This is a genomic window from Rothia sp. HMSC073B08 (genome assembly GCF_001812975.1).
GTDB lineage: Bacteria > Actinomycetota > Actinomycetes > Actinomycetales > Micrococcaceae > Rothia > Rothia mucilaginosa.
Window position 1 is genome coordinate 73,406 of sequence record NZ_KV811060.1, and the last position, 26,803, is coordinate 100,208.

Consider the following 26,803-nt stretch of genomic DNA (forward strand, 5'->3'; position numbering starts at 1 on the left):
ATACCTCATGACCGTTGATATTCTGTTCCCCTACTACGGAGACGTCGCCATGATGAAGCAGGCTGTGCTGTCTGTGGTCGGTCAGACCAACCCGGACTGGCGCATGATTGTTGTTGATGACGGCTACCCGGACGACTCGATTCCCGGCTGGTTCGAGTCGCTGAAGGATGAGCGCATCACCTACATGCGTAACGAGAAGAACTTGGGCGCGAACGGTAATTACCGCAAGTGCTTGACCTTCGTAGAGAATGACCTGGTCACCGTCATGGGTGCTGATGACGTCATGCTCCCCAACTATGTGCAGTGGCTGGTGGATTCGGCGGCGAAGCACCCTGAGGCATCCATTTTCCAGCCCGGCGTGGTCGTGATTGATGAGAACAACGGCCTGTCGAATACCCTGGTGGAGCAGACTAAGGCGTTCTACCGTCCCAAGGGTGAGGCTGTTCTGCAGGGTGAGGAGCTGGCTACCTCCCTGCTGCGCGGCGCGTGGTTCTACTTCCCGTCCCTGGGTTGGCGTAAAGACGCTATCGTGGGCACCGGCTTCCGTGAGGGCCTGAACGTTGTGCAGGATATGGCGCTGATTCTGGACATTACGATGCGTGGCGGCTCCCTGTACTACGATCCGCAGGTTGCGTTCATGTACCGTCGTCACGGTGGTTCTGACTCGTCCTGGCGTGCCCTGGAGGGTACCCGCTTTGATGAGGAGCGCCGCTACATGAACACCATTGCTGATGAGATGACTGCCCTGGGTTGGACGAAGGCTGCCCGCGTGGCCCGTATCCGTTTCTCCTCGCGTGCTCACGCGCTGACTCTGCTGCCGAAGGCGGCCCTGGCGAAGAAGTGGCAGGGTGTTAAGAACCTTGCCGAGCATGTGGTGAAGTAAACCTATATTTGTGTGCGGTGCGTCGTACATCCTGCGGTGGATGTGCGGCGCATCTGCGTATGTAATGATGGTTTGTGTTGGCGGCTATATTGGCGGCTAGGAATGAGGAGGACGCGGTGAGCGAGTCGGTACAGCACCCCGATAAGAGCGGGGTGGAGGAACACCCCTCTCGGGAGGCCCAGTCTTCGGGTACGGTCACCCGCTACCAGTCCCTGGCGCTTTTGGGTTCGTCCCTGTTGGCGGCGGTCTCCACGCTGTTGGTGACCATGATTGCTCAGCGTGCCCTGAACGGTTCGGAGCTGACGGAGTTCCTGCTGTTCTGGGCGGCGCTTTTCACTGTGACGGGTATTATCACGGGTATTCAGCCGGAGATTACGCGCGCGGTGGGTACGGCACGCACCCGTGCTGTAGCTGACAGGGCTTTAGCTAACAGGGCTGCATCCGGCGGGGCTGCATCTGCTGAGGGTTCCGCGCCGCAGGGCGCCCGCGTGGTTACGGTGACCGCGGCTCTGGGTGCTATCGCTGGTGCGCTGGTGTTGGTGAGCTCCCCTCTGTGGGCGGGCCAGCAGATTCCGCATTCGGCGGCGGTGGGCGTGACCGTTATGGCGGTGGGCGTGTTCCTCTACGCCCTGCAGGCGACTATGAGCGGTGTGACCGCCGGTGAGGACCGCTGGTACCTTTTCGCTGCGGTGGGCGGTCTGGAATCTGCCGGGCGCCTCATCCTCATGCTTGCGGCTGCGCTCATGATTCCTTCCCTTGCCGGCCTTGAGGTGGCAACCGTCGTGCCGATGGGTCTGTGGCTTATCCTGGCGTTCGTGACTGTCTCGGGTCGCCGTCTGTGGGTTGCCCGCGCCGATGTGCCCGCGCGCCGCCTGAGCTTAAATATCCTCTGGTCGTTCCTGTCCTCTGCCGCCGCGGCGGTGCTGATGATGGGCTTCCCGAACGTGCTGAAAGCGAGCGGCGCCGCGGAGAGCGAACCGGTCGTGCTGGGTACCCTGATCCTGGCGATTTCCATTACCCGTTCGCCGATTATGATTCCCCTGCAGGCGTTCCAGGGTGTGGCGGTTTCCGCCTTCTTGAAGCAGCGCCACCGCCCCGTAGCGGCGTTCATTAAGCCTGCCGCCGCAGTGGTGGCTGTGGGCGCTGCGGGCGCGTTGGCGGCGTACCTGGTGGGTCCGCTGCTGTTCCGCCTGATTTACCCGCCTGCCGCAGGTGCAGAGTCCGCGTACGAGGCGGCAGCCTCCGGCATCACCCTGGGTGCACTGGTCTTCGCCTCGGCACTGCTGGCGCTCATGACCCTCTCAGGCAATATGGCGCTCGCGGTGAACCAGCACCGCATCTACCTCGCCGGTTGGGTGGTTGCCGCGGCGGTGACCTTGAGCTTGGCGTTCCTGGTCCCCGCGCCGCTGGTGCCGCGCGCTATCGTGGCGTTGGCGGTCGGCCCGGTCTGCGGCTTCGTGGTGCACATGGTGGGCGTGGCTTTGGCATCCCGCACGGAAGAAGCTCACGCCGAGTAGCTTAAAAACCTCTGCTTAAAAACCTATGGGAGGGGCACGTACATGATGTACGTGCCCCTCCCAACGTTTAAACCTGGTAAGCGGCTCACCGCTAGGGAATCAGCCACTTGCGGACCGGCGGAATCCAGCGCAGCAGCCATACCAGAATCAGCGAAGAAGCCCACACCAGCAGCGCGTAGGGTGCCTCCAGACGATAATCCACCAGCGGCCAACCGTAGGCGGCGAGGCCCTGAATAATCAGCAGGTGAATCAGGTACACACCAAAAGTCAGAGCTGACAGCTTACGCAGACCCGTCTGAACCGCCTCCGGCAGACGATTCAGCGGCAGAGACTTGAAGAATACAAAAACCGCCGAAGCCCAGAAAATCGTCGGAACAGACAGGTACTCGGTCGCCAAACCGCCCAGACCCGGGTGGTTCAGCACCAGGTACGGGCCCACCAGAATATGCGTCAGGGAACCGGCAATACCCAGCACATAGATGACCAGACGCCACGGCAGGCTGAACTCCGTATTCGCCAGCGCATAACCTAAGAAGCAGAAGCCCACATACCCCACAATGGGTGCAGAGAACTCCGGCATAAACTGCGGATTAATCTTCTGCAGAGAAGCAGTTGCAATGGGCATCAGCAGACCCAGAGCAGCCATCAGCCACGCCAGCTGCACCTTCTTCTCACCGGCACCGCGCAGGGCGTACGAGAAGATCGGCAACACCAGGTACACACCGATGAGTGCCTCCAAATACCAGAGGGTCACACCCACCTTGTTCGGTGCCAGCAGTACCGCCAGAATCTCCTCACCCGTAGGCAGGGGAGTGTGCATAAACCAGCTGCGTGCAAAGAGATACACCTGACCCCACACCAGCAGCGGAATCAGAATCTTCGTGAAACGCTTCTTATAGAACGTGCCGACACTCTCACGGTTCGTGAAATTCAGCAGGGTAATGCCCGAGGCCATGAAGAAAAGCGGCACCGCGGCAACCGCGGTACCCGAAAGAATGTTCTCGAGAACCCAACCGGGCGAATCATAATCCACCCGGTAGTTGAACCGCACGTGCAGCGCCACCACGAAGATAATGGCGAGAACGTTAATGAGGTCCAGGTACACCTTTCGCGCAGGTCTAGGGCGCGCGGCAGGCACCTGAGACTCAGGCTGAGCATCCGCAGGTTGAGAAGACGCCACCTGCGCCGATGCAGGTTTGGAGGACATGAAAATCCGCTCCAATCAATGTGTGTGAGTGTGATGGGTACAAGCACCCGAATTCTAAAGGTTATAGACCCGCTTAACGTACGCGCCGTACAGCAGACGGTACAGCGGCATGCTAGTCTTCAACAGCAGACCCGCCGCACCAAACACCGGGCGGATGCGCAACGCAAGCAGCGCATCGCTCACCGTAAAACCGGCACGGCAACCCGCCAGCACAGCCGGTGCGCTCTCACCGCCCACAATCAGCGCCTGCTGCGCGTTATTCAGGTACGCAATAACCCGGGCAATCGTCAGCGCCTCCTGACCGGCAAGCAGATGATACGTGCTCGTACGCTGCAGAGACTTCTCAAAATACTCCAGCAGGCGGCGAGTCTCAGACAGGGGAGTAATACGGCTCCACGTCAGGCTTCCCGCGCTCACCGCGTACGCGTACAGCGGCTCGTCAATGACGGTCACGCTCTGTGCTCGTAGGTAGCAGTCCAATAGCGCGCACTCATCCTCGGCTCGTTCAATCTGCGGGTATCGAACACCTTCAAATAGTTCGCGGCGAATAATCTTATCCCAAGCGTAAGGAGACAGCTCATCCTTAAGCAGGGCGAACGCCGCCTCCTGACCGGTCAGCGTGCCGGGGGCACCCTTCAGGCGCTGCGTAGTCGAACCGTCGGTCGCCACCATGTTGTGGGCGCAATTGACCACCTGCGCCCCCGTACGCTCCGCGTGGTGGTGCAGGCGCTCCAGGAAAATCGGGTAGAGAGCATCATCAGAATCGGGGAACGTCACCCAATCGCCACGCGCCTCATCCAGGCCCTGGTTACGCATCGCGGACAGGCCCTGATTCTTGGGGTTATTGAACACGCGCACGCGCTCATCCGGGTTCTGCTGCAGATAGTCGGCAATCAGTTGCGCCGAATGATCCGGGGAGCCGTCAATCATGACCAGAAGCTCAAAATTGGGGTCGGTCTGCGCCAGCACCGACTTAATCGCCGCAATGACGGTGGAAGCGGTGTTGTAGACCGGCATAATGATGCTCGTGCGAGGGATGGCAGACATGAAAGACAGGAACCTTTAAGAACGGGGCTAATAAGAACTGTGATGATAAAAACGCTGAGGGGTTACATGCCGTAGGCGCGGCGAACGTACGCGCCGTACAGGGTGCGGTACAGGGCGGGGGAGAGCTTCAACAGCAGGCTCGCCGCACCCACCACCGGGCTAGAACGTAGCGCCGGCACAACCCAACCCCACTCGATTTGGCGGCGGCACTCGCGGATTACCGCGTCCGAGTCGGCGCTATCGCTCATGAGCGCCTGCTGGGCATTATTCAGGTAGGTCACCGCAGAAGAAATCGCCATCGCCTGCTGACCCTCCTTCGAGGAGAGCAGGGGTGCACCCGCTTCACGCATGTAGCGGGTGTGGCGGATACTTTCCTCCACCGGGGTCACGCGGCCCCACGTCAGACCCTCAGAGCCCATGTGGTACAGGTACAGGCAGTCCGGGATAACCTCAAGCTTCTGCGCCTGCATGAGGCACTCAAAGACCGCGAGGGCATCCTCGGCGCGGTGAATATCGGTTGCGAAACGTACCGAAGAGAAGAGCGAAGCGCGGAAAATTTTATCGTGCACAAAACCCGTAAAACGGTTCAGCAGATAGTTGATGGCAATATCGCGACCCGTGTACGTACCGGGCGCATCCTGCGGGCGGTCCATCGTGGAGCCGTCGGCGCGGGCAATGGTGTGACCGCAGGTTGCCACATCCGCGCCGTTACGTGCCGCCGCGGCGTGTAGGCGCTCCAGGAACTCGGGGCGGTACGTGTCATCAGAGTCAATGAACGTAATCCACTCGCCGCGCGCCTCATCCAGACCCTGGTTGCGTGCTGCAGACACGCCGGCGTTCTGCTCATTGTCGAACAGACGGATGCGGGGGTCGGGGGTGTTCTGCAGGAACTCGCGAATCACCTTCGAGGAACAATCCGGGGAGCCGTCAACTACTACCAGCAACTCAAAATCGGGGTCGGTCTGCGCCAGAACGGACTCCATCGCGGCGATGACAGTGTCAGCCGTGTTGTAGACCGGCATGATGATGCTGGTGCGCGGTGAAGACATGGTACCTCTTAGAGAACATTGGTGACGGAACTACATACAGATACATCATACGGGGGCTGGGGGTATCAGCCTGCTATTCCTACTTCATACTGTCTTCACACTCTGGGAACTTAGGTAACCCTATGGAAAACAGGTGGTGTGCTCCCTACACTGGAAGGGCACATTGACAAACCGCACGGGCCGCCTACACCGCGGCCCCGCCCCTCCCAACGGGTATAGTACCGAAGGAGCCACCCATGAGCCGACGCACCGACGCGCCCGCCCGATCACCACGACGAGCCGCCCTCGCCAGCTGGATAGGCTCCGCCCTCGAATACTACGACTTCGCCGTCTACGGCACCGCCGCGGCAATCGTGCTCAACCGCATCTTCTTCCCCGAAGACACTGCCGCCATCGGCATCCTCAAGTCCATGGTGGTTGTGGGCGTCGCCTACGTTGTGCGCCCCTTCGGCGCCATGATTGTTGGACCCCTCGGTGACCGCTACGGCCGCCGATTCGTCCTGATGCTCACGCTCTTCCTGATGGGCTTTGCCACTTTCGCAATCGGTTGCCTGCCGACCTACAGCGAGGCGGGTATCCTCGCCCCCACCCTGCTGGTCATCTGCCGCATGATTCAGGGTCTCTCCGCCGCCGGCGAGCAGGCAAGCTCCATTTCCATCTCCCTGGAGCACGCCAACGAGCATCAGCGCGCTTTCACGACCAGCTGGACCCTGCAGGGCACCCAGTTCGGCTCGCTGCTGGCAACCGCCGTGTTCATTCCCTTCGCCGCTCTGCCGGACGAGCACCTGCTCAGCTGGGGCTGGCGCGTACCCTTCTGGCTCTCCGCCTTCGTGGTGGTGACCGCCTGGCTGATTCGCCGCACCCTCTCCGAGCCGCCCGCATACCTGCAGCGCGAAAAGCTCACCGAATCCCCGCTCATGCTGGTCTTCAAGCACCACAAGCGCGCCGTGCTCACCATTGCCGTATGCGCCATGGTCAACACCGTGAACATGGTCTTCACGACCTTCGCGCTTTCCTTCGCCACCAAGGGTTACGGCCTTGACCGCAGCACTATGCTGCTGGTGCCGGTCGCCTCCAACACCCTCGGCCTGATTGCGATTCCGCTCGCCGCCATGCTTGCCGACCGGATCGGTCGTAAGCCCGTGTTCATTACCGGTGCGGTTGCATCGTCCCTGGTGATGTTCCCGTACCTCGGCGCGATTACCGAGGGCAACTGGGTGGGTATCTTCACCTACGGCGTGCTCATGCACGGTGCGCTGTACTCCATGGCGAACGGCGTGTGGCCCGCCTTCTATGCGGAGATGTTCCCGACCCGCGTGCGCGTGACCGGCCTGGCGCTGGGTACCCAGATTGGCTTCGCAATTTCTGGAGGCGTGGCGCCCGCCGTGGCGACGAGCCTCGCCGGTGCCGACCTGCATAACGCGGTGCTGCCCGCCATGTTCACGGTTGCCATGTGTGTGCTCGTGGCGTTGGGTGCGCTGACGGCTCGTGAAGGGTACAAGAAGTCCCTGGCTGAGCTGGATGCATAGCCCACAGAATATATTCCGAATATAGAATAAATACAGGTGGGGTTGGATAGATATCTATCCAACCCCACCTGCGTGTTTAACCTTCTAAGCCCCCTGCTGAGCTGCAATCAGCGCCTCAAAATGCGCCGCCATACGCTCAGCGTTCGGTTCCAATCCGGTGAAGAGACGGAACGCATCCACTGCCTGACCCACCGCCATGTAGCCGCCCGTCAGCACCTCGCACCCGGCGGCACGCGCCGCGCGCACCAGCTGCGTCTGTTGCGGCAGGTAGATGACATCCGCAACCCATAGGCCCTCACGCAACACCCCGGCGTTCAGCGCCGACTCGCTCAACGGCATACCCGGATGCACGTGCATACCCACCGGGGTTGCGTTCACTAAACCCTGAGCTTGTAGTAGAGCTTCAATCAAGCGCTCATCGTCGCTCAGCACCTCGACCCGGGTCTGCGGGAAGAGCCCGCCCAGCTGCTCCGCAAGCTCCTGCGCCTTCGCCGCGTCACGCTCAAAGAGACTCAGACGGCGCACCCCCAGGCGGCACAGCGCGTACGCCGTGGCGCTACCGGCACCGCCAGCACCCAGCTGCACCACGTGCTCCAGGCGCGCCGGGTTCTCCGCCACCTGCGGCAGGCCGCGCTTCAATCCCGCAATGAACCCGGAGTAGTCCGTGTTGTCGCCGTAGAAGCTGCCGTCCTCGCCAATCACTACGCAATTGACCGCGCCCAGGGCGCGTGCCGCATCCGAAAGCTCGTGCAGGTGCTCCATGACCGACTGCTTGCACGGGTGCGTGATGTTGAAAGCGTTGAAGCCGAGTAGCGCCGCCGCATCCAGAAGCGCCGGGGCGGAGGCGCCATCCAGGTTCAGGGCGTCCAGGTCGACGGGGCGGTACAGGTAGCGCACCCCGTGCGCGTCCGCCTCCGCCTCATGCATGGGAGGGGTCAGGGAGGAGGTGATGCCGTCACCAATGAGGCCCACCAGGAAAGATTCAGTACGCAAACTCATAGTTTCACTGTACGTGTCCGCCTCGTAAGATGCACCTACTTTCTTGAACCCGTACCAAATGCGCGCTGGAGTTGGGAAGAAGATAAAAATAATTTCTACGCCCACAAGAGCGATATGTCTGACAGAAACACCTCGAAGGTATAAGCTTGGTATAAGTGCTCGCGCGCCACGGCGCGCACATGAGACCACACAGACACCGTCACAGTGAAGTGATACCGATATTCGGAGGATAGATTGTCAATGACTGACAAGGCTATGGCACACTTCGCTGGCGCCGATGCATGGGTCGAGCAGTATTTCCTGAACAGCCCCGAAGATGAGCGTGAAGAGTTCACCCCGGCAGAGTTAGAGGATTTGGCTCGCACCCACCGTGCGCTGGCTCAAATCCGCCTGCCCAAGACCCCTGTCGTTGCCGCACGCAACGACGAGTACAACACCACCCTGTACGTCGCGACCGACGACATGCCGCACATCGTCAGCTCCCTGACCGCATGCCTTGCCACGCACTTTGGTGGTTTCGTCACCATTCTTCACCCTACCTTCCTCGCTGAACGCGGCCCGGACGGTACCCTCCTGAGCCTGCGCGGCACCGGCATGCGCGGCAACCTTGCCAGCGGTGATACCGCCACCCTTGGCGTGCCCTCCCTCAAGCTCAGCGAGAACGCCCCGGCGGGTACCACTGTCGCTATTGAATCCTGGATTGCGGTTCGCCTGACCCGCTACCTCACTGAGGAAGAGCAGCGCCGCTGCGAGAAGGAAGTTGAGCGCGTCCTCGCTGACGTTCGCGCCTGCCACACCGACCTGGATGCCATGGTCGCCCGCGTTTTCGACCTGGCGCAGTCCATGTACGACCTGCGCGGCGCAACCCTGGGTCATGGTGAGGAATCCTACGCCGCCAACCCGCGCGGTGTGGAGCCTGCATCCCGTGTGGAGGTGGCACAGGACTTCCTGCGCTGGCTGGCCCGCGGCAACTTCGTGTTCATGGGTGTTAAGGAGCGTGTGCTGGACGGCACCTCCGGCGCTATTTCTCTGGTGGACCGCCCCGGTTCGGCGCTCGGTATTCTGCGCACCACGGAGGGTAGGAGCCGCATCCCCCTTTCGGGTGAGACCCTGGAGCGTGCCCTGTTCCCGCGCCCCCTGTACATCACGAAGGCGAATTCCCGCTCCACTGTCGCACGGAACGACTACCTGGACTACATTGGTGTGCGCCGCTTCGACCTGAACGGCCGCGTGATTGGTGAGTACGTCATTCTGGGTCTGTTCACCCGCCAGGCGTACGCACTGCCCGCTATTGAGACTCCGCTGGTGCGTGAGCGTATCGCGATGGTGCGCCGCCGCCTTGGCTACCACCCCGGTTCTTACTCTGACAAGGCGCTTCTGGGTGCCTTGGAGGATTACCCGCGCCTGGAGCTGCTGCACGCTTCCGCTAATGATCTGACCGATACGTTCGGCGGCATCATGGGCCTGGAGGAGCGCCGCAAGACCCGCCTGTTCCTGCGCGCTGACCGGTTCAACCGGTTTATTTCCGCCGTGGTGTACCTGCCTCGGGATCGTTACAACACGAACGTGTGCTCCCGTATCCAGAGGGTGTTCCAACAGGAATTTGATCTTAGTGCCATCGACCATGAGGTGTACCTGTCCTCCTCATCGTTGGCGCGTCTATTTTTCCGCATTCGGCTCACCAACCCCAACGATGTGCCGAAGACGGATCATCAAGCTCTCGAAAAGCGACTGCAAGAAGCCGCCCGCTCCTGGGTGGAAGCAACCGCAGCTGCTATTGAGGCATGGAAACCCGGAGCGGCAGGCCGCCGACTCGCATCAGCCTGGGCAGATGCGACTAGCGCAGCCTACCGAGCCGATTACACAGTAGAACAAGCAATCGAGGATATCGTGATTCTTGAATCTCTCTCGGGCCAGAAGCCCGCCGCAATCAAGGTTGAAGCCGGCGAAGCCAACACCACCCGACTGAAGACCTACCTGTCCGCACCTCACACCCTCACCGAGCTTCTGCCGGTTATGCAGAATATGGGTCTGGTCGTTGTTGATCAGAAGCCCTACGAGTTCAAGCCTGAGGACGGCGAAGACTACGGCTACCTCTACGACTTCGGAGTTGAATTCCCCGAGGGCGTGGACGCAAACGCTGTGGCTTCCCTGTACGAGGATGCCCTGAACGCCTACCTGCTCGGTGAGCGCGAGTCCGATACCCTGGACCGCCTGATCCTGGCTGAGGGCCTGACCTGGCAGGAAGTACGTCTGTTCCGTGCCCTGAACCACTACCTGATTCAGCTGGGCCTGGGCTACACCCCGTCCTTCATGTCGAACACCCTGCTCGCTAACCCGGCCATCACCAAGCACCTGGTCGAGTTCTTCGAGGTCAGCTTCGACCCGAACAACGGTCTCAACGATGAGCAGCGCAATGCACGCCGTGACGAAATCGAAGCAGCCCTGGTTGAGGAACTGAACCAGATCCCCACCCTGGACGCTGACCGCTACCTGCGCTCCCTCGGCAAGGTTATCCGCGCTATCCTGCGCACCAACGCATACCTTGCTGACCGCCCCGCACTCGCGTTCAAGGTGGCACCGCAGGAGATCGACTTCGCACCCCTGCCCCGCCCCAAGTTCGAGATTTTCGTCTACTCCCCGCGCGTTGAGGGTGTTCACCTGCGCTTCGGTAGCGTTGCACGTGGTGGCCTGCGCTGGTCGGATCGCCGTGACGACTTCCGCACCGAGGTGCTCGGCCTGGTCAAGGCCCAGATGGTGAAGAACGCCGTCATTATCCCCACCGGCGCGAAGGGTGGCTTCTACCCCAAGCAGCTGCCCGACCCCGCAGTGGATCGTGACGCATGGATCACCGAGGGCCGCGAGTCCTACAAGGTCTTCATCGGCTCCCTGCTGGATGTCACCGACAACCTCGCAGTGGGCACCGACGGCTCCGAGACCGTTGTCCGCCCCGAAGGTGTTGTAGCACGCGACGCTGACGACTACTACCTGGTGGTTGCAGCGGATAAGGGCACCGCAGCATTCTCCGACACCGCAAACGCAATCAGCCTGGAGCGCGGCTTCTGGCTGGGCGACGCCTTCGCATCCGGCGGCTCCGTCGGTTACGACCACAAGGCTATGGGCATCACCGCACGTGGTGCATGGGAGTCCGTCAAGCGTCACTTCGCTGAGCTCGGCCACGACGCTCAGACCGAAGAGTTCACCGCAGTCGGCATTGGCGACATGTCCGGTGACGTGTTCGGTAACGGTCTGCTCCGCTCCAAGGCAACCCGCCTGGTCGCAGCATTCGACCACCGCGACATCTTCCTGGACCCGAACCCGAACGCGGCAGTGTCCTTCGACGAGCGTCAGCGCCTGTACAACCTGCCCCGTTCCTCCTGGCAGGACTACAACCGCGACCTGATTTCCGCCGGTGGTGGCGTGTACTCTCGCGGTCTGAAGTCCATCGAGATTACCCCCGAGGTGCGCGAGGTTCTGGGCCTGGATGAGTCCGTTACCGAGCTGGCACCGACCGAGCTGATTTCCGCAATCCTCAAGGCACCGGTCGACCTGATTTACAACGGCGGTATCGGTACCTACGTGAAGGCATCCACCGAGACCAACGCACAGGTTGGCGACAAGGCTAACGATGCACTGCGCGTCAACGGTAAGGACCTGCGCGCCAAGATTGTTGGCGAGGGCGGTAACCTCGGCTTCACCCAGCTGGGTCGTATTGAGGCTGCGCTCAACGGCGTTATCCTCAACACCGACGCAATCGACAACTCCGCAGGTGTGGAAACCAGTGACCGTGAGGTCAACATCAAGATTCTGGTGGACCGCCTCGTGGCACACGGCGAGCTGTCCAGCGAAGAGCGTGCTTCCTTCATCGAGTCCCTGCAGGACGAGGTCGGCGGCAAGGTCCTCGAGACCAACGTTGAGCAGAACGTTCTGCTGCAGGGTGAGTTCCACGGCTCCTTCCTGGGCACCAACCTGTACAAGCGCCTCATGCACGACCTGGAAGAGCACGCCGGCCTGAACCGCGCCGTCGAGTTCCTGCCCACCGACGAGGAGCTGGACGAGCGTCTGGAGACCACCGGCGACCGCCTGACCCGCCCCGAGCTGTCCGTCCTGGCTGCGTACGTGAAGATTTACCTCACCCACGCACTGGAGCAGACCGACTTCGCGGACGACCCCTACCTGGAAGGCGTTCTGCGCAGCTACTTCCCGGCAGCACTGGTCGAGCGTTTCGGTCAGCACCTGGACTCGCACCCGCTGCGTAAGGAAATCATTTGCACCCGCGTCGCTAACGAGCTGGTCAACATTGGCGGTATCACCTTCGCATACCGCGTGATGGAGGAGTTCAACGTCGGTATCGATTCCGTCGCACGCGCCTTCATCGTCGCTCGCGAGCTCTTCGAGCTGGGCACCGCAGCTAAGCTGCACCGCGAACTGCCCCCGAAGACCCCGCTGGACGCATGGTTCACCGTTCTGCGCGACAACCAGCGCGTTCTGGATCGTGCTGTCCGCTGGTTCATCACCGAGCGTGGCGTGGTTGCTGGCACCAGCATCTCTGAGCTGCTGGAGACCTTCGGTTCCGTCGTCGAGATGCGCCATAACCTGCCCGAGTACCTCTCCGGTACCTCCCGCGAGCGTGTTCGTGCAAAGCGCGACGCAGGCGAGGCATGGGGCCTGCCCGAGGAACTCATCGTCATCTGGATCCGCGGTTTCGAGGGCTACGCCCTGCTGGACGTCATCCGTTCGGCACGCGACCACGACTTCGAGGCAACCTCGCTGGCACCGGTCTACTTCGCAACCTACGACCGCTTCAAGGTGGACGAGCTGCTCGGCCTCATCTCCGACCTGCCCCGCAGCGACCGCTGGGAGATCCTGGCACGTCAGGCACTGCGCGGCAGCCTCTACGAGACCGCTGCAGGTCTGGCACTGTCTGTGGCAGAGGGCGCGAAGGGTGACTTCTCCACCGTGGACGGTGCGCAGAAGGCACTGGCTACCTGGATTGAAGAGCACCCGACCCGCGTGGGTAACATCGACCGCATCCTGAAGGAGATTGGCGAGGCCGCTCTGGACGTCACGGGTCACCCGCGCCTGGCTGTAGTGTCCGTGGCACTGCGTACTCTCTCGAGTGCATCCTAAATAGCTAAGGCCCGTTAGGGTCGCTTAGAGCATCCCGGTTCCCTCCCGGTGGGAGGGGCCGGGATGCTTTTGCGCAGGGACACATGGTGCGTGCACAGGTAGTGCGGGGGATCCTTGGTTGGGTGAACCTTGTGCCGGTGTGCCAGCGCGTCAGCACCTAGCGTGGAGCACCCAAATCAAGGTTGTTGCACCCCGCGTATATTGCATAGAATATTGCTCTCACTAGATGTTTTGCATTCTTGTGTGATGCGCATTATGTGGGTGTGTCCTAAATCCCTCCAAATATCAAGTAGAGGGTTAAGGAAACCAAAGGTTTTAGTTGATATATGCCGTATATTGATTCACGGCGGCATCAGCGCAAGCCATGGGGACCCGGCACTTCTCGGTACGACGACTCTTTCCCCTGGCGCGTCACACGGTGCTGTTCAAACACACTGCCCCTAATCTTTACGATTATCGACTGAAAGTCTGCAAGATTGTCTACCAACCACGGTACTGAGGAAAAAAGCAACAGCGCATGGCGCCTCCTCATTAACTTTCTGCTTTACGTCTCTCCGGTCGCCCTGCTGACCACCGTCTTCCCCATGGTCACCCCGACCATTAACCGGTACAACCTTGATGGTGTACCCCTGATCCAGGTGATTCTGGCGGCGTCCATTACCGTTCCTTGGCTCAGCCAGGCAGCCTGCCTGCCCCTTTACCGTGCTATCCAGATGGAGCACAAGAAGATTGCGGATGCCCGCGAAGGCCTGCGTATTCACGCTGAAACCCTTGAGCACCAGCTCAAGCGTGCCGAAGCACGAGCCGTACGCGCACGTATGTCCGAGCCGCAGTTCCAGGACATTACCGACCTGACCGCGTTCACCCGCAACTGGCTCTATCTCTTCTTCATGACCATGCCGCTGGTGCTGCTCTTCGCAATTCCGGTCGCCCTCGTTCTTCACTGGAGCCCGACTGCATTCGGTGCGTTCTTCGTCCTGGGCGTTCTCAACATTGCGTTCGCGCAGCTGCTGGTCATCCCGAACCTCGCGAAGAACCGCATCATCTGGTTCATCGCGTGGCTTGGCTACACTCTTGCCTTGTACTGCTATCCCGTCATCTGGTTCCTGCCGCCGCTGGTTGGTTCGCTCATCCTGCTTGTGAGCCTCGGTAAGGACCTGGTGCACCTGCTGCACTTCGCGCGCATCCCGCTCAAGGACATTGCGCTCGACGCCCTGCGCGGCTTCTTCACCGGCTCCATCATCTGGGCTGATAAGTACATGCTCTTCCTGGTCACCGGCGGTGAAATCAACGTCGTGGCAATCTACCTGAGCCTGATCCCCTGCGTTATCGCCTACAACTACTTCTTCGTGGTGGAGGCAGACCGCGTCAACGCAAGCATCCAGCACCTGTGGACCATCTTCGACCGCCTGCCCTACAAGGGTGTTCAGGAGGAGTCCTCGAAGGCTCTGCGCACCTCCAACCACGCTATCCGTAACTCCCTGCTGATTTACATCGCCAGCGCTATTGTCACCGGCATCCTGATGTTCATCTTCCTGCCGCAGTCCTACCCGCTGGCGCTCTCCGGCCTGGTCGTGGCGTTCCTCTTCGTTGCAGTGGCACTGCTGATTTACCAGATCGAGTACATGACCATGTACGTCACCGTGCAGCTGCTCTCCGCAGCGCACCTGGTGCTGCTCTTCATCTCCTTCATGATCCTGCCCAACGAGACCGGCTACCTGCCCATCATCGTGGGCGAGACAGTGCTCGCCTTCGCATGCTACCGCGTCTACCGTCAGGCGTGGGCTGCACCCGAGTACTCCCTCTTCTGGCGTCGAGCCCTCGCCTGGTAAGAACCGCACGGTCCGCGAAAGATACACACGACAATGACTGAACAGATGTACCGAAACCACTACGCGCCGCTGCAGCTTCCGGCTCCCGGCCCCCACTACAGCGACCCCGAATACCCGGACGTTGACGTCGCCATCATCATGGAATCCACCTACCCCTACCTCAAGGGTGGGGTGTCCGCGGTGGTGCACGATATCGTCTGCGAAAACCCGGATCTGACCTACGGCATTATTCACATCGCCTGGGATAAGAACTCCCCCCACGAAGACCTCTACGGCATGCCCGAGAACGTCAAGTGGGTCAAGGTGCTGTACCTGAGCCTGGAAGTCAACCGCGACGCCTTCGCGGAAGCCTGCGACCCCTCCGCACTGCGCATGAACTTTGCGGAGCGTCAGGCGCTCACCCAGCGCCTCATGGACGGATTCAGCGCCCTCATCGCCGGCGACGTGAACCCCCTCTGGAAGCTCTACGACGAGGGCATCAACCCCGCAACCCGCAGCTACAACCTCTTCGGTCTCTTCGGAACCCGTGAGTTCATGCAGGCGATTGCGGGTCTGGGCTTCTTCTCCGAGGTGCCCTTCGGTGAGCTCTTCTGGAAGGTGCGCGACTTCGTCTCCATCCTCTTTGCGATCCTGCACGAGCGGATGCCGCACGCCCGCGTCTACCACGCCCACACCACCGGGTACGCGGCACTCATCGCCGCCGCAGCCGCACGTGACCACGGCACCAGCTTCCTGCTGACCGAGCACAACCTGTACATTCGCGACACCGTGAACACCAAGCTCGAGCGCAACATGGCGAAGCCCGTCACCACCGACTACGCCTTCCTCAACGAGGAGCGTGAGCACCCCGGCCTGGGCCCGGTCACCCTCGACGAGCGTGCCTGGTCCGTCTGGTTCGTCGAAATGGGACGCTTCTGCTACCCCAGCGCCGACATGGCAACCTACCTGTACCCCAAGGCACTGGAAGAGGCACGCGGTATTGGTGCGCCCATCGACCAGATGAACGCGGGCGAGAAGGACCGCGCAATCATTCTGCCCAACGGTATGCTCATCGAGTCCGTGGCGGAAGCCTACTACGCCCGCCAGTCGGCGCGTGCCCGCATCCTCGCTGAGGGCCGCGGCCACGTGTGGCGCTTCGTGTTCATCGCCCGCGTGGTGCCTATTAAGGGCCTGACCGACCTGATTCGCTCCCTCGCGGTGCTGCGCGATCAGGGTCTGGTGAACTTCCACCTGGACGTGCTCGGCCCCAAGGACCACCTGCCCGAGTACTACGAGCTGTGCCTGCGCACCATCGAAGAGCTCAACATGGGCGAGTACATCACCTTCCACGGCACCGTGAACGTGCGTGCGATGCTCGACCGCTTCGACCTGCTGCTCATGCCCAGCTACAATGAGGGTCAGCCGATTGTGGCGCTCGAGGCGATGGCTGCGTCCATCCCGCTGGTCAGCACCGACGTGGGCGGTATGTCCCAGCTCATCGACGATGTGCTGGTCGCCCCCGACGGCCACGAAATCGGTAACTGCGGTATCTTGACCATCCCCGGCGATATTCACGGCTTCGCGGCGGCGCTGCGCACCCTCATGGAGGAGCCCAGCATCTACGAACGCTACTGTGTGAACGCCTACGACCGTATCGTCAGCTTCTTCCAGCTGCGACTGGTCATGGACCGCTACAACACGATCTACCGCGAGCTGGGCAAGCTGCCCCCTCGCGCCCCCGAATTCGACCCGGAGTACGATGGCGAATAAACTCACCCGCTTGGGCGGACCCGGCAAATTTGGTGCCTGGGTCCGCTACGGCGGTAAGCCCATTACCCAGCAGCAGCTCGATTTTGCGGTCAAGAACTACTCTGTCGCAATCCTGCAGCCCTGGGAACTGGACGCGGCACGCTACCTGAAGAAGCGTGCACCTCAAATGGTGGTGCTGGCGTACAAGTGCCTGTCCTCCACCCGCTCTTATGAGCCCGGCCCGATCTATTCTTCGGGTGTCTCTTACCCGCTGGCGCAATCGATGGCGAACTCCGGTAAGGATTTCTTCGCCCACCGCCTCAACGGTGACCGTATCGAATGGAAGGGCTACCCCAAGCACTTCCAGATGCAGGTGTGGAACGCCGACTACCGTTGGCAGTGGGTGGACGCTGTGGTGCGCGAAATGCGTAACTCACCCTTCGACGGGGTCATGGCGGATAACGACATCGAGAACGACTACTACGACCTGAACTTGCCCATCCAGGGTGTGGAGTCTATGACGAAGATCCGTGAGCACCTGGATTTTCTGGTCGCGTACGCCGGTATTGAGCTGAATAAAATCGGCAAGATTCTGGTGCCCAATATTGCTGAGTCTCGTCTGCGTTACGGCAAGTGGGAGCGTCACAGCGCCTACGGTGGCGGCTTTGAGGAGGTGTGGCTCGGCTGGGGTCCGAACGACTACCTGTCTTCGCCGTACGCCGTGATGCAGGGTCGTGAGATTGCGAACGGCTCGGCGGGCGACGTGAACCTGGGTACTACTTTTGCGGGTCTGGGTGGCCGTAGCGCCGCCTCGCAGAAGAAGGTGACGATTCTGCGTACCCCGCTCAGCGACCGCAAGGCTGCTATTACCGGTACGGATGAGAACTTCCTGTACGGTTTGGCGGGCTTCTGGGTGTTTGGTGGAGGCGCCTTCACCGGCATCAGCGCAACCCACCACGACGCCTACGACGAGATCCCGCACGCCCCGGAGCTTTCCTACGACCTGGGCGATCCGGTCGGCGGCATTATCGCTCAGAAGACCGCTCAGACTCGTGCCTTTACGCGCGGTTGGGCTGCCCTGAACACCGGCTCGAAGGATGTGACCGTGAAGGTTCCTTCCGGCCTGGTGGATGCGGCAAACCGCCCAGTGCCCTTGAGCTTCACGCTGCGGGCACATCAGGGTGTGGTGTACCGCCGTAAGGCGTAATTCACCGCTCGCGTAGCTCTTCTGAGCTTCTGTGCGACACCCCTTATTTGCGCATATAACCTCATAAACAAACCCACCGGCAATATAGCCAAATGGCTATATGTACCGGTGGGTTTGCTATATGTGTGCTAGATGAGCTGGGGTAGCTTACTTAGCGGGGTAGGAGGGCACGTCGTAGCCGCCCATGCGCTCCAGAACGCGAATCACCTGGCAGGAGTAACCGAACTCGTTGTCGTACCAGACGTAGACAATTGCGGAGTCATCGGTCACCACGGTAGCCAGCGAGTCCACAACACCTGCGGTGCGGGAACCCACGAAGTCGGTGGAAACAGCCTCGGGGGAATCCGAGTAGCCCACCTGGCGGCGCAGCTCGCCGTCGATGGACTCGCGGCGGAACAGCTCGTTCAGTTCCTCAGCGGAACCTGCGGGCTTGGTCAGCTTCACGTTCAGGATTGCCATGGAGACGTCCGGGGTGGGAACGCGGATCGCGTTACCGGTCAGCTTGCCTTCCAGCTGCGGCAGAGCCTTCGAAACAGCCTTTGCAGCACCGGTCTCGGTGATGACCATGTTCAGCACAGCGGAGCGACCGCGGCGGTCACCCTTGTGGAAGTTGTCGATCAGGTTCTGATCGTTGGTGAACGCGTGGACGGTCTCAACGTGGCCGCGCTCAACACCGTATGCGTCATCCAGAACCTTCAGTGCCGGGGTGATCGCGTTGGTGGTGCAGGATGCTGCGGAGAGGATCTTGTCCTCATCGGTGATGACGTTGTCGTTCACACCGAACACGATGTTCTTCATGTCGCCCTTACCGGGAGCGGTCAGCAGAACACGAGAAATACCGGGGCAGTTCAGGTGCTGCTCGAGGCCCGGAACGTCGCGCCAGCGGCCGGTGTTGTCCACCAGCAGAGCGTCCTTGATGCCGTACTCGGTGTAGTCGACAGTGGTCGGGTCAGAGGAGTAAATGAAGCGAACCGGAACACCGTTAGCGATGATGGTGCTGTTCTCCTCGTCCACCTCAATAACGCCCTTGAACGGGCCGTGAACAGAGTCGCGCTCCAGCAGGGACGCACGCTTGACCAGGTCCTGGTCACCGTTCTTACGGACCACAACAGCGCGCAGGTTCAGGCCAGAACCCAGCGGCGAGGAGGAACGCTCCAGCAGAATACGAGCCAGCAGGCGACCAATACGACCGAAGCCGTACAGCACAACGTCCTGCTCCTTCGGCTGGTCACCCTGGTGGTTCACGGAGGAACCCAGCTGCTCGGGCAGCCACATGGACAGCTCGGGGGAGCCAGCCTCGTGGTGTGCCTTGTGCAGAGCAGCAATGTTAATCGAGCACGCGCCCAGGTTCAGCTCAACCAGGGCGCGAACCAGCTCGAGGGAGTGCGCGGGGTTCAGGGGCGCACCATCGATGTGGGATACGAAATCGTGCAGCTTCAGCAACTCAATGACAGACTTGTTGACCAGGCTGCGGCCGTGAATGCTCAGCACCACGCCGTTCTCGCGGTGCAGCTTACCGATGAGGGGGATCAGCTCCTCTGCGGTAGCCTCACGGTTAACCCAGGTAGCGGTTGCAGTCGTCACGTATGACCTTCTTCCTAACTTCGTCGTTGGAGGGTAGGCGCGACGATGCTGTCGCGTCAATACCGTGCCGGGCGTTAAGACCCGGCGTCGGTTTAAGTCTAACCCGTGCGGACCCCTTCAGAGCCTCAAAATTAGCGATATTGAGGCTAAAAGTCAGAAGAGACAGAAGGCAGTTTGTGAACCCACACGGCAAGCCAACATAAGCCCTCAAAAGGGAAAGCAAAACCACTTTAAATACCCACAAAAACACACGTCACGACCCGGAAAACATGAGTAGAATTGAAACCATGTTGACTGTAATCGGTGAAGCACTCGTAGACGTCGTCCACCAGCACGACGGAGAAACCCGCGCCTACCCCGGCGGATCGCCCATGAACGTAGCCGTCGGCGCACGCCGTCTCGGCCACCCCACCAACTTCGTCGGCCACTACGGCCCCGACGCCTACGGCAAGAGCATTGACGCACACCTGGAAGCATCCCAGGTGACCCTGCCCTTCGAACACAGTGCTGAGCGCACCTCCGTCGCCCAGGCAACCATTGGCGCCGACGGCGCGGCAGAGTACGAGTTCGACATCACCTGGTCCCTCGACTCCGTCGCCGAGAAGCTCACCGAACTGGCACGCACCTCCGACGCAGTGCACACCGGCTCCATCGCCGCCATGCTCGAACCCGGCGCGCACGTGGTCGCAGCAGCCTTCGAAGCCGCTCGCGACAGCGCCCTGCTCAGCTACGACCCGAACTGCCGCCCCACCCTCATCCACAACGTTGACGAGGGCCGCGCATGGGCTGAAAAGTTCGTGTCCCTCTCCACCGTTGTGAAGGCATCCGACGAGGATCTGCAGTGGCTCTACCCCGACCGCTCCCTCGATGACACCGCACGCGCGTGGCTTGACCTCGGCGCCGAGCTGATGGTCATCACCCGCGGCGAGGATGGCCCCATCGCCTTCACCAAGAAGTACCCCGAGGGCGTCAGCCAGCCTGCACACCGCGTTGAGGTTGCGGACACCGTCGGCGCCGGTGACTCCCTCATGGCGGCACTCATCGCGGGCCTGCTCGACCGCGGTATCGCCGGCGCTGAGGCGCGCGCCAAGGTCGCCGCACTGACCGCCGAAGACATCGCCGACCTGCTGAGTTTCTCCGCAACCGCAGCCGGCATCACCGTCTCCCGCGCGGGCGCTAACCCGCCCACCCGTGAAGAACTGACCGCTGTACTCAACGGCTAAATAATCTACGCCTCGCCGGCGGATAGCTCACTCTGTCCGCCGGCGTCGCCATATCCACCCGCACCCCAACGCTGAGGAGCACCATGACCAACATCGGCACCGCACCCCTGCCCCGCGAACCCTACGCGGGCCTGCCCGAACTGCCCGAATTCACCCTGACCTCCACCGACATTCAGGACGGCGGCACCGCCCCCGAATGGATGCGCTCCGCCCTCTTCGGCATTGCTGGCGGTCAGGACCGCTCCCCGCAGCTGTCCTGGAGCGGATTCCCCGAGGGCACCAAGTCCTTCGTGCTGACCTGCTTCGACCCGGATGCGCCGGTCCCCAGTGGTTTCTGGCACTGGACTGTCTCCAACATTCCCGCCAACGTGACCAGCATTGACACTGGCGCGGATGCACCCGCCGGCGCCCTGACGCACCGCAACGACGCAGGTGTGGCGGGCTTCCTGGGTGCTGCCCCTCCGGCTGGTCACGGCCCGCACCGCTACATCTTCTGCGTCACCGCCGTGGACGTGGAGAAGCTCGACATTGATGAGAACGCCAGCCCCGCCGTCGTGAACTTTAACCTGCTCGGCCACGGTCTGGGTCGCGCGTTCCTGACCGTCACCTACGCGGAACCGGCGGCATAGCGCGTAGCCCTAACCAGCACCGATACACCCCACCACTGAAGGCATATCTGCATGATCAAGCTCATCGCCAGCGACCTGGACGGCACCCTCATCGGGCACGACTTCCGGTTCCGTCCGCGTACCCTGCGCGCCCTTGAGGCCGCCCGCGCCGCCGGAATCGACATCGTCTTCGTCACCGGCCGCCCGAGCCGCTGGCTCACGCCCCTGCGCGAGCAGACCGACTTCGACTCCTACGCCATCTGCTCCAACGGCGCCGTGGTGTACCACCTGGGCGCGAACGAGGTGGAAGAAGTCAACGGCGCTGATCCCGCGGTGATTGCCCGTACTCACGAGCTGCTGGAGCCCATGTTCCCTGACGCCACCTACACCCTGGAAACCGTGGATACCGTCTTTATCCAGGGGCCGCACGAGGGCGGCGAGGTGCTCGAGGGCGCCCGCGTAGTGGAGGCGAAAATCGCCGAGGCGCTCGAGCGCATCGGCTCCACGCCCGTCATTAAGTACCTGATTCGCGTGCCCGGCATGGACCCCGATATTCTGCAGGCGCGCGTGCACCAGGCCGTGGGATCGCTCGTGGCCGTCACGCGCGGCGTGGTGGGCGAACCCTTGGTCGAGATGGGCTCTAAGACCGTGAATAAGGGGCGGATTCTGGAGAAGTTCGCGGCACGCCACGGCATTGAGGCGCACGAGGTGATGGCCTTTGGTGACATGCCGAACGATGCGGAGATGCTCTGCTGGGCGGGGGAGGGCTTCGCCATGGCCTCGGGGCAGCCGGCGCTCATTGCGAAGGTGGGGCGCACCTGCCCGCCCTTCCATGAGGACGGTGTGGCGCAGACGATTGAGGCGATGCTCGCCGAACGGTCCTAGGCACCTAGTACTAGCCACCCAGTACTAGCTATTCAGCACGAGCGGTTGGGTGAGCCTCCGCAGACATAACGCAGACATAAACTTTTATGTCTACACATAAAAAATTTGAGTCTAGACATAAAAATTTATGTCTAGACTCAAATTTTTGTGTCTGATTTACATCTGATTTGTGTCTAGACTAAAATTTTTTGTATGAACAACGTGGAATGGACCCCCGAATGGCTTACTGAAACCATCAAACTACTGCGCACTCACGGTAGCGATACGCAGTTTATTGAGGTCAAAAAAGCCCACGGAGGCTACCCCGGAAGCCTAGACGCAACCCTCAGTAGCTTCTCCAATAGTTCCACGGGCGGAATCATTATCTGCGGCCTCGATGAGAATAATGACTTCGCTCCTGTAGGCGTATACGACCCCGCAGACCTAGAAAAAACCCTGGGCAACAAGCTCCGCAGGGGCCTCAAACCGCCGAACACCATGGAATCCGGCACCATCCTCTACGAAGACGCCAAAATCTTTGTTGCCGCAATCCCTCCGCTACCTCCCTACGAACGCCCCGCCTACATTGGCGGTAAAGCGTACGTGCGTTCCGGTGACGGTGACCATGAAATGAGCCGCCACGAAACCGACCTGATGGTGGCTCAGCGGACACGTACCGGATTCGATGAGGAGCCGGTGGAATACACCTCCACGGCTGATCTAGACGAAGGCCTCAAAACTGCTTATCTGCGAGACGTACGCGCTAAATCACGCCGCCTTGCTGGAAGCTCCGATGAAGAAGTGCTCCGCCGCAAGGGAATTATTGCCCTCGGAACCGACAACCTTTCCCTTGCCGGCCTGTACGCCTTGGGTTCTTACCCCCAAGAGTTCAGGCCCTCGCTCAAAGTCACCGGAGTCGTCATCGACCCAAACGGTAAAGCTCGCAACCTCGATAAATTCGAGGCGGACGGCCCCATCCCCGCCATGCTCGAAGAGACTCTGGCATGGATCAATCGGAACCTGGCACACCCGGTTGTCGAGCTGTCCAATGGGCATCTCGTCAACGGGCGGGAAGTACCCGATATTGCCCTTCGTGAGATTCTGTCGAATGCACTCGTACATCGTAGCCTCAACCCCAAAGCAGATACCGAAGAGGTGCGCGTCAGGATTTTCCCCGACCGAATCTCTGTAGAAAACCCCGGTGGTCTATACGGAATCACTCTCCAGCGTCTGCAAGAGTATGGGGAACGTTCCCGCGTGAATGACCGCCTGTATGACGTCTGCACGCACGTAACAACCCCCGACGACGGATACCGAGTCATCGAGGGTGAGGGTAGCGGCATCTACACTGCCCAGGAGGCGGTGCGTCAGGCAGGGCTGAAACCCATCCAATTCATTGATGGGGTCATTCGTTTTACCGCGATTATTAGCCGGGAGCCTCTGGTTGGTGCTCGTGCCGCCGATGTCGGTTCACCGCAGCAGAAGTCGGAAGCAGGCCCGCACCAATCGTCACCTACGGTTCCCAGCAGCCGTCAGGAGGCGGTGCTCCTCGCTCTGCGCTCGCTACGCCACCCCGCCGGTATCGACGACATCATGGGTGCTCTTCCCGGGCCTTTTGCTGAGCTGCAGAAGCCGCAGGTCCGGTACGTTCTGACAAAGCTTCTTCAAGAGGGCGTGATTGTGCGTGAAGGCGGTCGAGGTAACCGCAATACGACATACCGCCTGGCCTAATCGAACATCGGGCTAACAACAAAAGCGGCCCGGATGGATTGGTTTCCATCCGGGCCGCTTTTCTATGCCCTACGCCTCAGGAGAATCACTCCTGCCGGGCCGTGAGGAGCCTAGTGCACCTCAGTGCTCTTCTCAGGGTCGAAGGGTTCCAACGGGTCGCCAGCAGCCTTCGTGTACTTCGCGATGAAAGTCATCAGGTGGAAGATAATCAGAGTTGCCGCGGTACCCAGAGCAATACCGGCGAAAGACAGCTCACCGAAGGTCCAGGTGTAGTCCGCAATACCCACAATCAGCGCCACAGCGGCGGTAGTCAGGTTAATCTGGTTCGAGAAGTTCACGCGGTTCTCGCTCCAAATACGGGCACCAAGCATACCGATCATGCCGTACAGAACGGTTGCGGCACCGCCCAGAACACCCGCGGGAACGGTTGCAATTGCCGCACCGAACGCGGGGAACATGGACAGCGCAATCGCGAAAATAGCAGCCACCCAGTACGCCGCGGTGGAGTACACCTTGGTCGCAGCCATCACGCCGATGTTCTCAGCGTAGGTGGTGGTACCGGAACCGCCGCCCATACCGGCGATGGTGGTTGCCAGGCCGTCCGCCATGAGGGCGCGGCCGGAGTAGTCGTCGAGGTTCTTGCCGCTCATCAGAGCAACAGACTTCACGTGACCGATGTTCTCAGCCACGAGCACCAGAATCACGGGGATGAACAGGCCGGCGAGCTCCCAGTGGAACTCGGGGGTCTGGAACTGCGGCAGGCCAATGATGCCCTGGGTCTGCACAGCCTTGTCAATCTTGGAGAAGTCTACCTCACCGCGAATCACGGCGGTGATGTAGCCGATACCCACACCCAGCAGGATGGACAGGCGGCCAATGATGCCCTTGAAGAGCACCGAAATCAGGATGATGGAGCACAGGGTCACCAGTGCGGTCACCGGTGCCATCATGAAGTTGTCCTTAGCGCTCTTTGCCAGGTTGAAACCAATCAGCGCCACAATCGAGCCGGTGACAACCGGCGGCATGAGCTTGGTGAGCCAGCCGGTGCCAGCAAACTGAACGATCAAGCCGACCAGGAACAGGGCGATACCCGCCATAACGATGCCGCCGAGGGCGCCAGCGGGGCCGTGCGAGTTCATGGCAGCCGCCAGAGGCGCAATGAACGCAAACGAAGAACCCAAGTAGGAGGGGACGCGTCCGCGAGTAATGAGCAGGAACAGGACCGTGCCGAGACCCGAGAAGAACAGGGTGGTTGCCGGCGGGAAGCCGGTAATAATCGGCACGAGGAAGGTTGCGCCGAACATTGCAACCACGTGCTGCGCGCCAATGCCGATAGTAATCGGCCAGGCGAGGCGCTCGTTCGGGGCGACGAAGGAACCGGGCTGAATGCTTCGACCGTCGCCGTGAATCGACCAGTCAAAGCCGAGAAGTTTAGAGATGCTCAAAGGGAGCTCCTGAGGTGAATGTGGTGGTGTATAAAATTCCACATAATTCTACGCGTATACAGGCATAGGTCACAGCTAAACGGCTGTAAATATGAGCAGGGATACGTTGAGCGGGGCATATATTCTCTTATGATGAGCCCCAAACCCCTAATATATAGCCCAGAATGCATCAATACCCCGTATATGCAGTTCAAGGCATATACGGGGTATTGATGCAAAGAGCGAATAAAAACACTCGCTACACGCAGCTCAATGGCTTAGAGAGCGTCACGCAGGTTATCCAGGTGATCGTAACGCGCCAGCTCATAACGCAGGTGACCCTCGGTCGGGGACTGAACCGGCAGGAACGACGCCTCACGCAGGCGACGAGCAGTCGGGGAATCAGCCACGTAACCGGCGCCTCCAACGACCTGCAGCTCAAAGTGAGTAGCAGGAGTGCTAGGAGGGTCGTGAATTGTGCTGGGGTCAGGCCGGTGGTACGGCGAGAAGGCAACGGTTCCTACCTGTGCGTGTATGGTTGGTGGTTGGTTTTTGTATTTCACCATCATACGTGGACAAGAGGTGAGGGGCCGTTGTTTTTCGGTGTGGTGAAGAGTGGTTAGGCGGTTGGGGGGGTACACCCCTAATGAATAACCCTCCTTAATCCTCCTTTGACCTATTGGCGTTACGTATAGTCTCGTGCGTTCGTGAGCTATCTGAGTTTTTATTGAAGAGAGCCCAGATAAGAGAAATGAGGCCGATTACTGCGAATACGAAACCGACTTTCGCGGGGTCTACTACACCCCATGAAATATTCTGCATGGTTAGCCAGGCTACTCCGCCTACGAGAATTGAGATGATGCTCCAGAAAATTTCTTTCGATTTTTCGGTTTTCATGATGCCTACCTTCCTTATGAAAAAGCTTTCATTCTTAAATATATATAGGGGTAAAAGTATGCGAGTTTCAAATTAAATAGGCGGGGAGAATCAGCTAGAAGAATTTACTGCCTTCGGCACTGGCGTAGCAGGCGGGAGGCAAGCGCATCCAGAATAATGTCGAGCAGTCCGATCACCAGGGTCGCTGTGAGCATTTCAGCGGGCGTTGAGAATCTCGTAGCCCAGGCCGGAGGAAATACCGAGCATTTCCACCCGGACAATAATAACCCAGCCGATACCCAGCGCTAGACTCGCCGGGTTCAAGGGTCAGGTTTACCGGCTCTTCAGAGTTGAGTGTGGTTGGA

18 protein-coding genes are annotated in these 26,803 nt (G+C 60.5%); 11 read left to right on the top strand and 7 right to left on the bottom strand.

Annotation, left to right across the window (positions count from 1 at the left end; genetic code table 11):
• Positions 1-7: 7 nt before the first annotated feature.
• Entirely contained in the window at positions 8-883 is an 876-nt protein-coding gene (locus tag HMPREF2884_RS03790) for a glycosyltransferase family 2 protein (RefSeq protein ID WP_070507453.1), read from the top strand.
• Between the two features lie 116 nt (positions 884-999).
• A complete protein-coding gene (locus HMPREF2884_RS03795; protein WP_070615768.1) occupies positions 1,000-2,400 on the top strand; it encodes a hypothetical protein in 1,401 nt (466 codons plus the stop codon).
• Between the two features lie 91 nt (positions 2,401-2,491).
• Here HMPREF2884_RS03795 and HMPREF2884_RS03800 read toward each other — a convergent pair whose 3' ends face one another.
• The 3 genes from HMPREF2884_RS03800 to HMPREF2884_RS03810 all read right to left on the bottom strand — a co-directional run bounded on the left by HMPREF2884_RS03800 (position 2,492) and on the right by HMPREF2884_RS03810 (position 5,703).
• Positions 2,492-3,607, bottom strand: coding sequence for an acyltransferase (locus tag HMPREF2884_RS03800; RefSeq protein ID WP_210398935.1), 1,116 nt, complete (start codon positions 3,605-3,607; stop codon positions 2,492-2,494).
• Between the two features lie 54 nt (positions 3,608-3,661).
• On the bottom strand, positions 3,662-4,654 hold the full coding sequence (locus HMPREF2884_RS03805) for a glycosyltransferase family 2 protein (protein WP_005507972.1): 993 nt from the start codon (positions 4,652-4,654) through the stop codon (positions 3,662-3,664).
• A 62-nt stretch (positions 4,655-4,716) separates the two neighbouring features.
• On the bottom strand, positions 4,717-5,703 hold the full coding sequence (locus HMPREF2884_RS03810; protein ID WP_070615769.1) for a glycosyltransferase family 2 protein: 987 nt from the start codon (positions 5,701-5,703) through the stop codon (positions 4,717-4,719).
• A 236-nt stretch (positions 5,704-5,939) separates the two neighbouring features.
• Between HMPREF2884_RS03810 and HMPREF2884_RS03815 the strand changes: the two genes are divergently transcribed.
• Positions 5,940-7,232 (top strand): MFS transporter, encoded by a 1,293-nt coding sequence (locus HMPREF2884_RS03815; RefSeq protein ID WP_070615771.1) that lies wholly within the window; start codon positions 5,940-5,942, stop codon positions 7,230-7,232.
• Positions 7,233-7,316: 84 nt separating this feature from the next.
• Here the strand turns inward: HMPREF2884_RS03815 and HMPREF2884_RS03820 are convergent, their stop codons facing one another.
• Positions 7,317-8,231 carry a shikimate dehydrogenase gene (locus HMPREF2884_RS03820; protein WP_070615773.1) on the bottom strand — a complete coding sequence of 305 codons (915 nt, stop codon included), beginning with the start codon at positions 8,229-8,231 and terminating at the stop codon, positions 7,317-7,319.
• Positions 8,232-8,471: 240 nt separating this feature from the next.
• On the opposite strand from HMPREF2884_RS03820, the gene HMPREF2884_RS03825 reads away from it, so the two are divergent.
• The 4 genes from HMPREF2884_RS03825 (at position 8,472) to HMPREF2884_RS03840 (ending at position 18,128) form a co-directional block, all read left to right on the top strand.
• Positions 8,472-13,361, top strand: a complete 4,890-nt coding sequence (locus HMPREF2884_RS03825; protein ID WP_070615775.1) for an NAD-glutamate dehydrogenase — start codon at positions 8,472-8,474, stop codon at positions 13,359-13,361.
• A 476-nt stretch (positions 13,362-13,837) separates the two neighbouring features.
• Positions 13,838-15,193: a hypothetical protein gene (locus tag HMPREF2884_RS03830; protein ID WP_070615777.1), complete on the top strand. Its 1,356-nt coding sequence runs from the start codon at positions 13,838-13,840 to the stop codon at positions 15,191-15,193.
• 33 nt (positions 15,194-15,226) lie between these two features.
• Complete coding sequence (pelF, locus tag HMPREF2884_RS03835; protein WP_049326812.1) at positions 15,227-16,942, top strand: GT4 family glycosyltransferase PelF; 1,716 nt, start codon at positions 15,227-15,229, stop codon at positions 16,940-16,942.
• Positions 16,932-18,128 carry a putative glycoside hydrolase family 15 protein gene (locus tag HMPREF2884_RS03840; protein ID WP_049326811.1) on the top strand — a complete coding sequence of 399 codons (1,197 nt, stop codon included), beginning with the start codon at positions 16,932-16,934 and terminating at the stop codon, positions 18,126-18,128. The genes pelF and HMPREF2884_RS03840 overlap by 11 nt, the downstream gene beginning before the upstream one ends.
• A gap of 147 nt (positions 18,129-18,275) precedes the next feature.
• Here HMPREF2884_RS03840 and HMPREF2884_RS03845 read toward each other — a convergent pair whose 3' ends face one another.
• Complete coding sequence (locus HMPREF2884_RS03845) at positions 18,276-19,712, bottom strand: glyceraldehyde-3-phosphate dehydrogenase (protein ID WP_005507956.1); 1,437 nt, start codon at positions 19,710-19,712, stop codon at positions 18,276-18,278.
• 287 nt (positions 19,713-19,999) lie between these two features.
• On the opposite strand from HMPREF2884_RS03845, the gene HMPREF2884_RS03850 reads away from it, so the two are divergent.
• The 4 genes from HMPREF2884_RS03850 to HMPREF2884_RS03865 all read left to right on the top strand — a co-directional run bounded on the left by HMPREF2884_RS03850 (position 20,000) and on the right by HMPREF2884_RS03865 (position 24,138).
• On the top strand, positions 20,000-20,935 hold the full coding sequence (locus tag HMPREF2884_RS03850; RefSeq protein WP_070615778.1) for a carbohydrate kinase family protein: 936 nt from the start codon (positions 20,000-20,002) through the stop codon (positions 20,933-20,935).
• Positions 20,936-21,018: 83 nt separating this feature from the next.
• Positions 21,019-21,564 carry a YbhB/YbcL family Raf kinase inhibitor-like protein gene (locus HMPREF2884_RS03855; RefSeq protein WP_070615780.1) on the top strand — a complete coding sequence of 182 codons (546 nt, stop codon included), beginning with the start codon at positions 21,019-21,021 and terminating at the stop codon, positions 21,562-21,564.
• 51 nt (positions 21,565-21,615) lie between these two features.
• Entirely contained in the window at positions 21,616-22,428 is an 813-nt protein-coding gene (locus tag HMPREF2884_RS03860) for an HAD family hydrolase (RefSeq protein ID WP_070615782.1), read from the top strand.
• Between the two features lie 192 nt (positions 22,429-22,620).
• A complete protein-coding gene (locus HMPREF2884_RS03865; protein WP_070615784.1) occupies positions 22,621-24,138 on the top strand; it encodes an ATP-binding protein in 1,518 nt (505 codons plus the stop codon).
• Between the two features lie 110 nt (positions 24,139-24,248).
• On the opposite strand, the gene HMPREF2884_RS03870 is transcribed toward HMPREF2884_RS03865, so the two are convergent.
• Entirely contained in the window at positions 24,249-25,583 is a 1,335-nt protein-coding gene (locus HMPREF2884_RS03870; protein ID WP_070599574.1) for a uracil-xanthine permease family protein, read from the bottom strand.
• A 257-nt stretch (positions 25,584-25,840) separates the two neighbouring features.
• Positions 25,841-25,972, bottom strand: coding sequence for a hypothetical protein (locus tag HMPREF2884_RS09430; RefSeq protein ID WP_256388069.1), 132 nt, complete (start codon positions 25,970-25,972; stop codon positions 25,841-25,843).
• Between the last annotated feature and the right edge of the window lie 831 nt (positions 25,973-26,803).

Coding starts and splice junctions, on each gene's coding strand:
- HMPREF2884_RS03805 (WP_005507972.1), bottom strand. CDS start 4,654: ATGTCTGCCATCCCTCGCACGAGCATCATTATGCCGGTCTACAACACC.
- HMPREF2884_RS03790 (WP_070507453.1), top strand. CDS start 8: ATGACCGTTGATATTCTGTTCCCCTACTACGGAGACGTCGCCATGATG.
- HMPREF2884_RS03865 (WP_070615784.1), top strand. CDS start 22,621: ATGAACAACGTGGAATGGACCCCCGAATGGCTTACTGAAACCATCAAA.
- HMPREF2884_RS03860 (WP_070615782.1), top strand. CDS start 21,616: ATGATCAAGCTCATCGCCAGCGACCTGGACGGCACCCTCATCGGGCAC.
- HMPREF2884_RS03800 (WP_210398935.1), bottom strand. CDS start 3,607: ATGTCCTCCAAACCTGCATCGGCGCAGGTGGCGTCTTCTCAACCTGCG.
- HMPREF2884_RS03850 (WP_070615778.1), top strand. CDS start 20,000: ATGTTGACTGTAATCGGTGAAGCACTCGTAGACGTCGTCCACCAGCAC.
- HMPREF2884_RS03815 (WP_070615771.1), top strand. CDS start 5,940: ATGAGCCGACGCACCGACGCGCCCGCCCGATCACCACGACGAGCCGCC.
- HMPREF2884_RS03840 (WP_049326811.1), top strand. CDS start 16,932: ATGGCGAATAAACTCACCCGCTTGGGCGGACCCGGCAAATTTGGTGCC.
- HMPREF2884_RS03825 (WP_070615775.1), top strand. CDS start 8,472: ATGACTGACAAGGCTATGGCACACTTCGCTGGCGCCGATGCATGGGTC.
- HMPREF2884_RS03820 (WP_070615773.1), bottom strand. CDS start 8,231: ATGAGTTTGCGTACTGAATCTTTCCTGGTGGGCCTCATTGGTGACGGC.
- HMPREF2884_RS03855 (WP_070615780.1), top strand. CDS start 21,019: ATGACCAACATCGGCACCGCACCCCTGCCCCGCGAACCCTACGCGGGC.
- pelF (WP_049326812.1), top strand. CDS start 15,227: ATGACTGAACAGATGTACCGAAACCACTACGCGCCGCTGCAGCTTCCG.
- HMPREF2884_RS03810 (WP_070615769.1), bottom strand. CDS start 5,703: ATGTCTTCACCGCGCACCAGCATCATCATGCCGGTCTACAACACGGCT.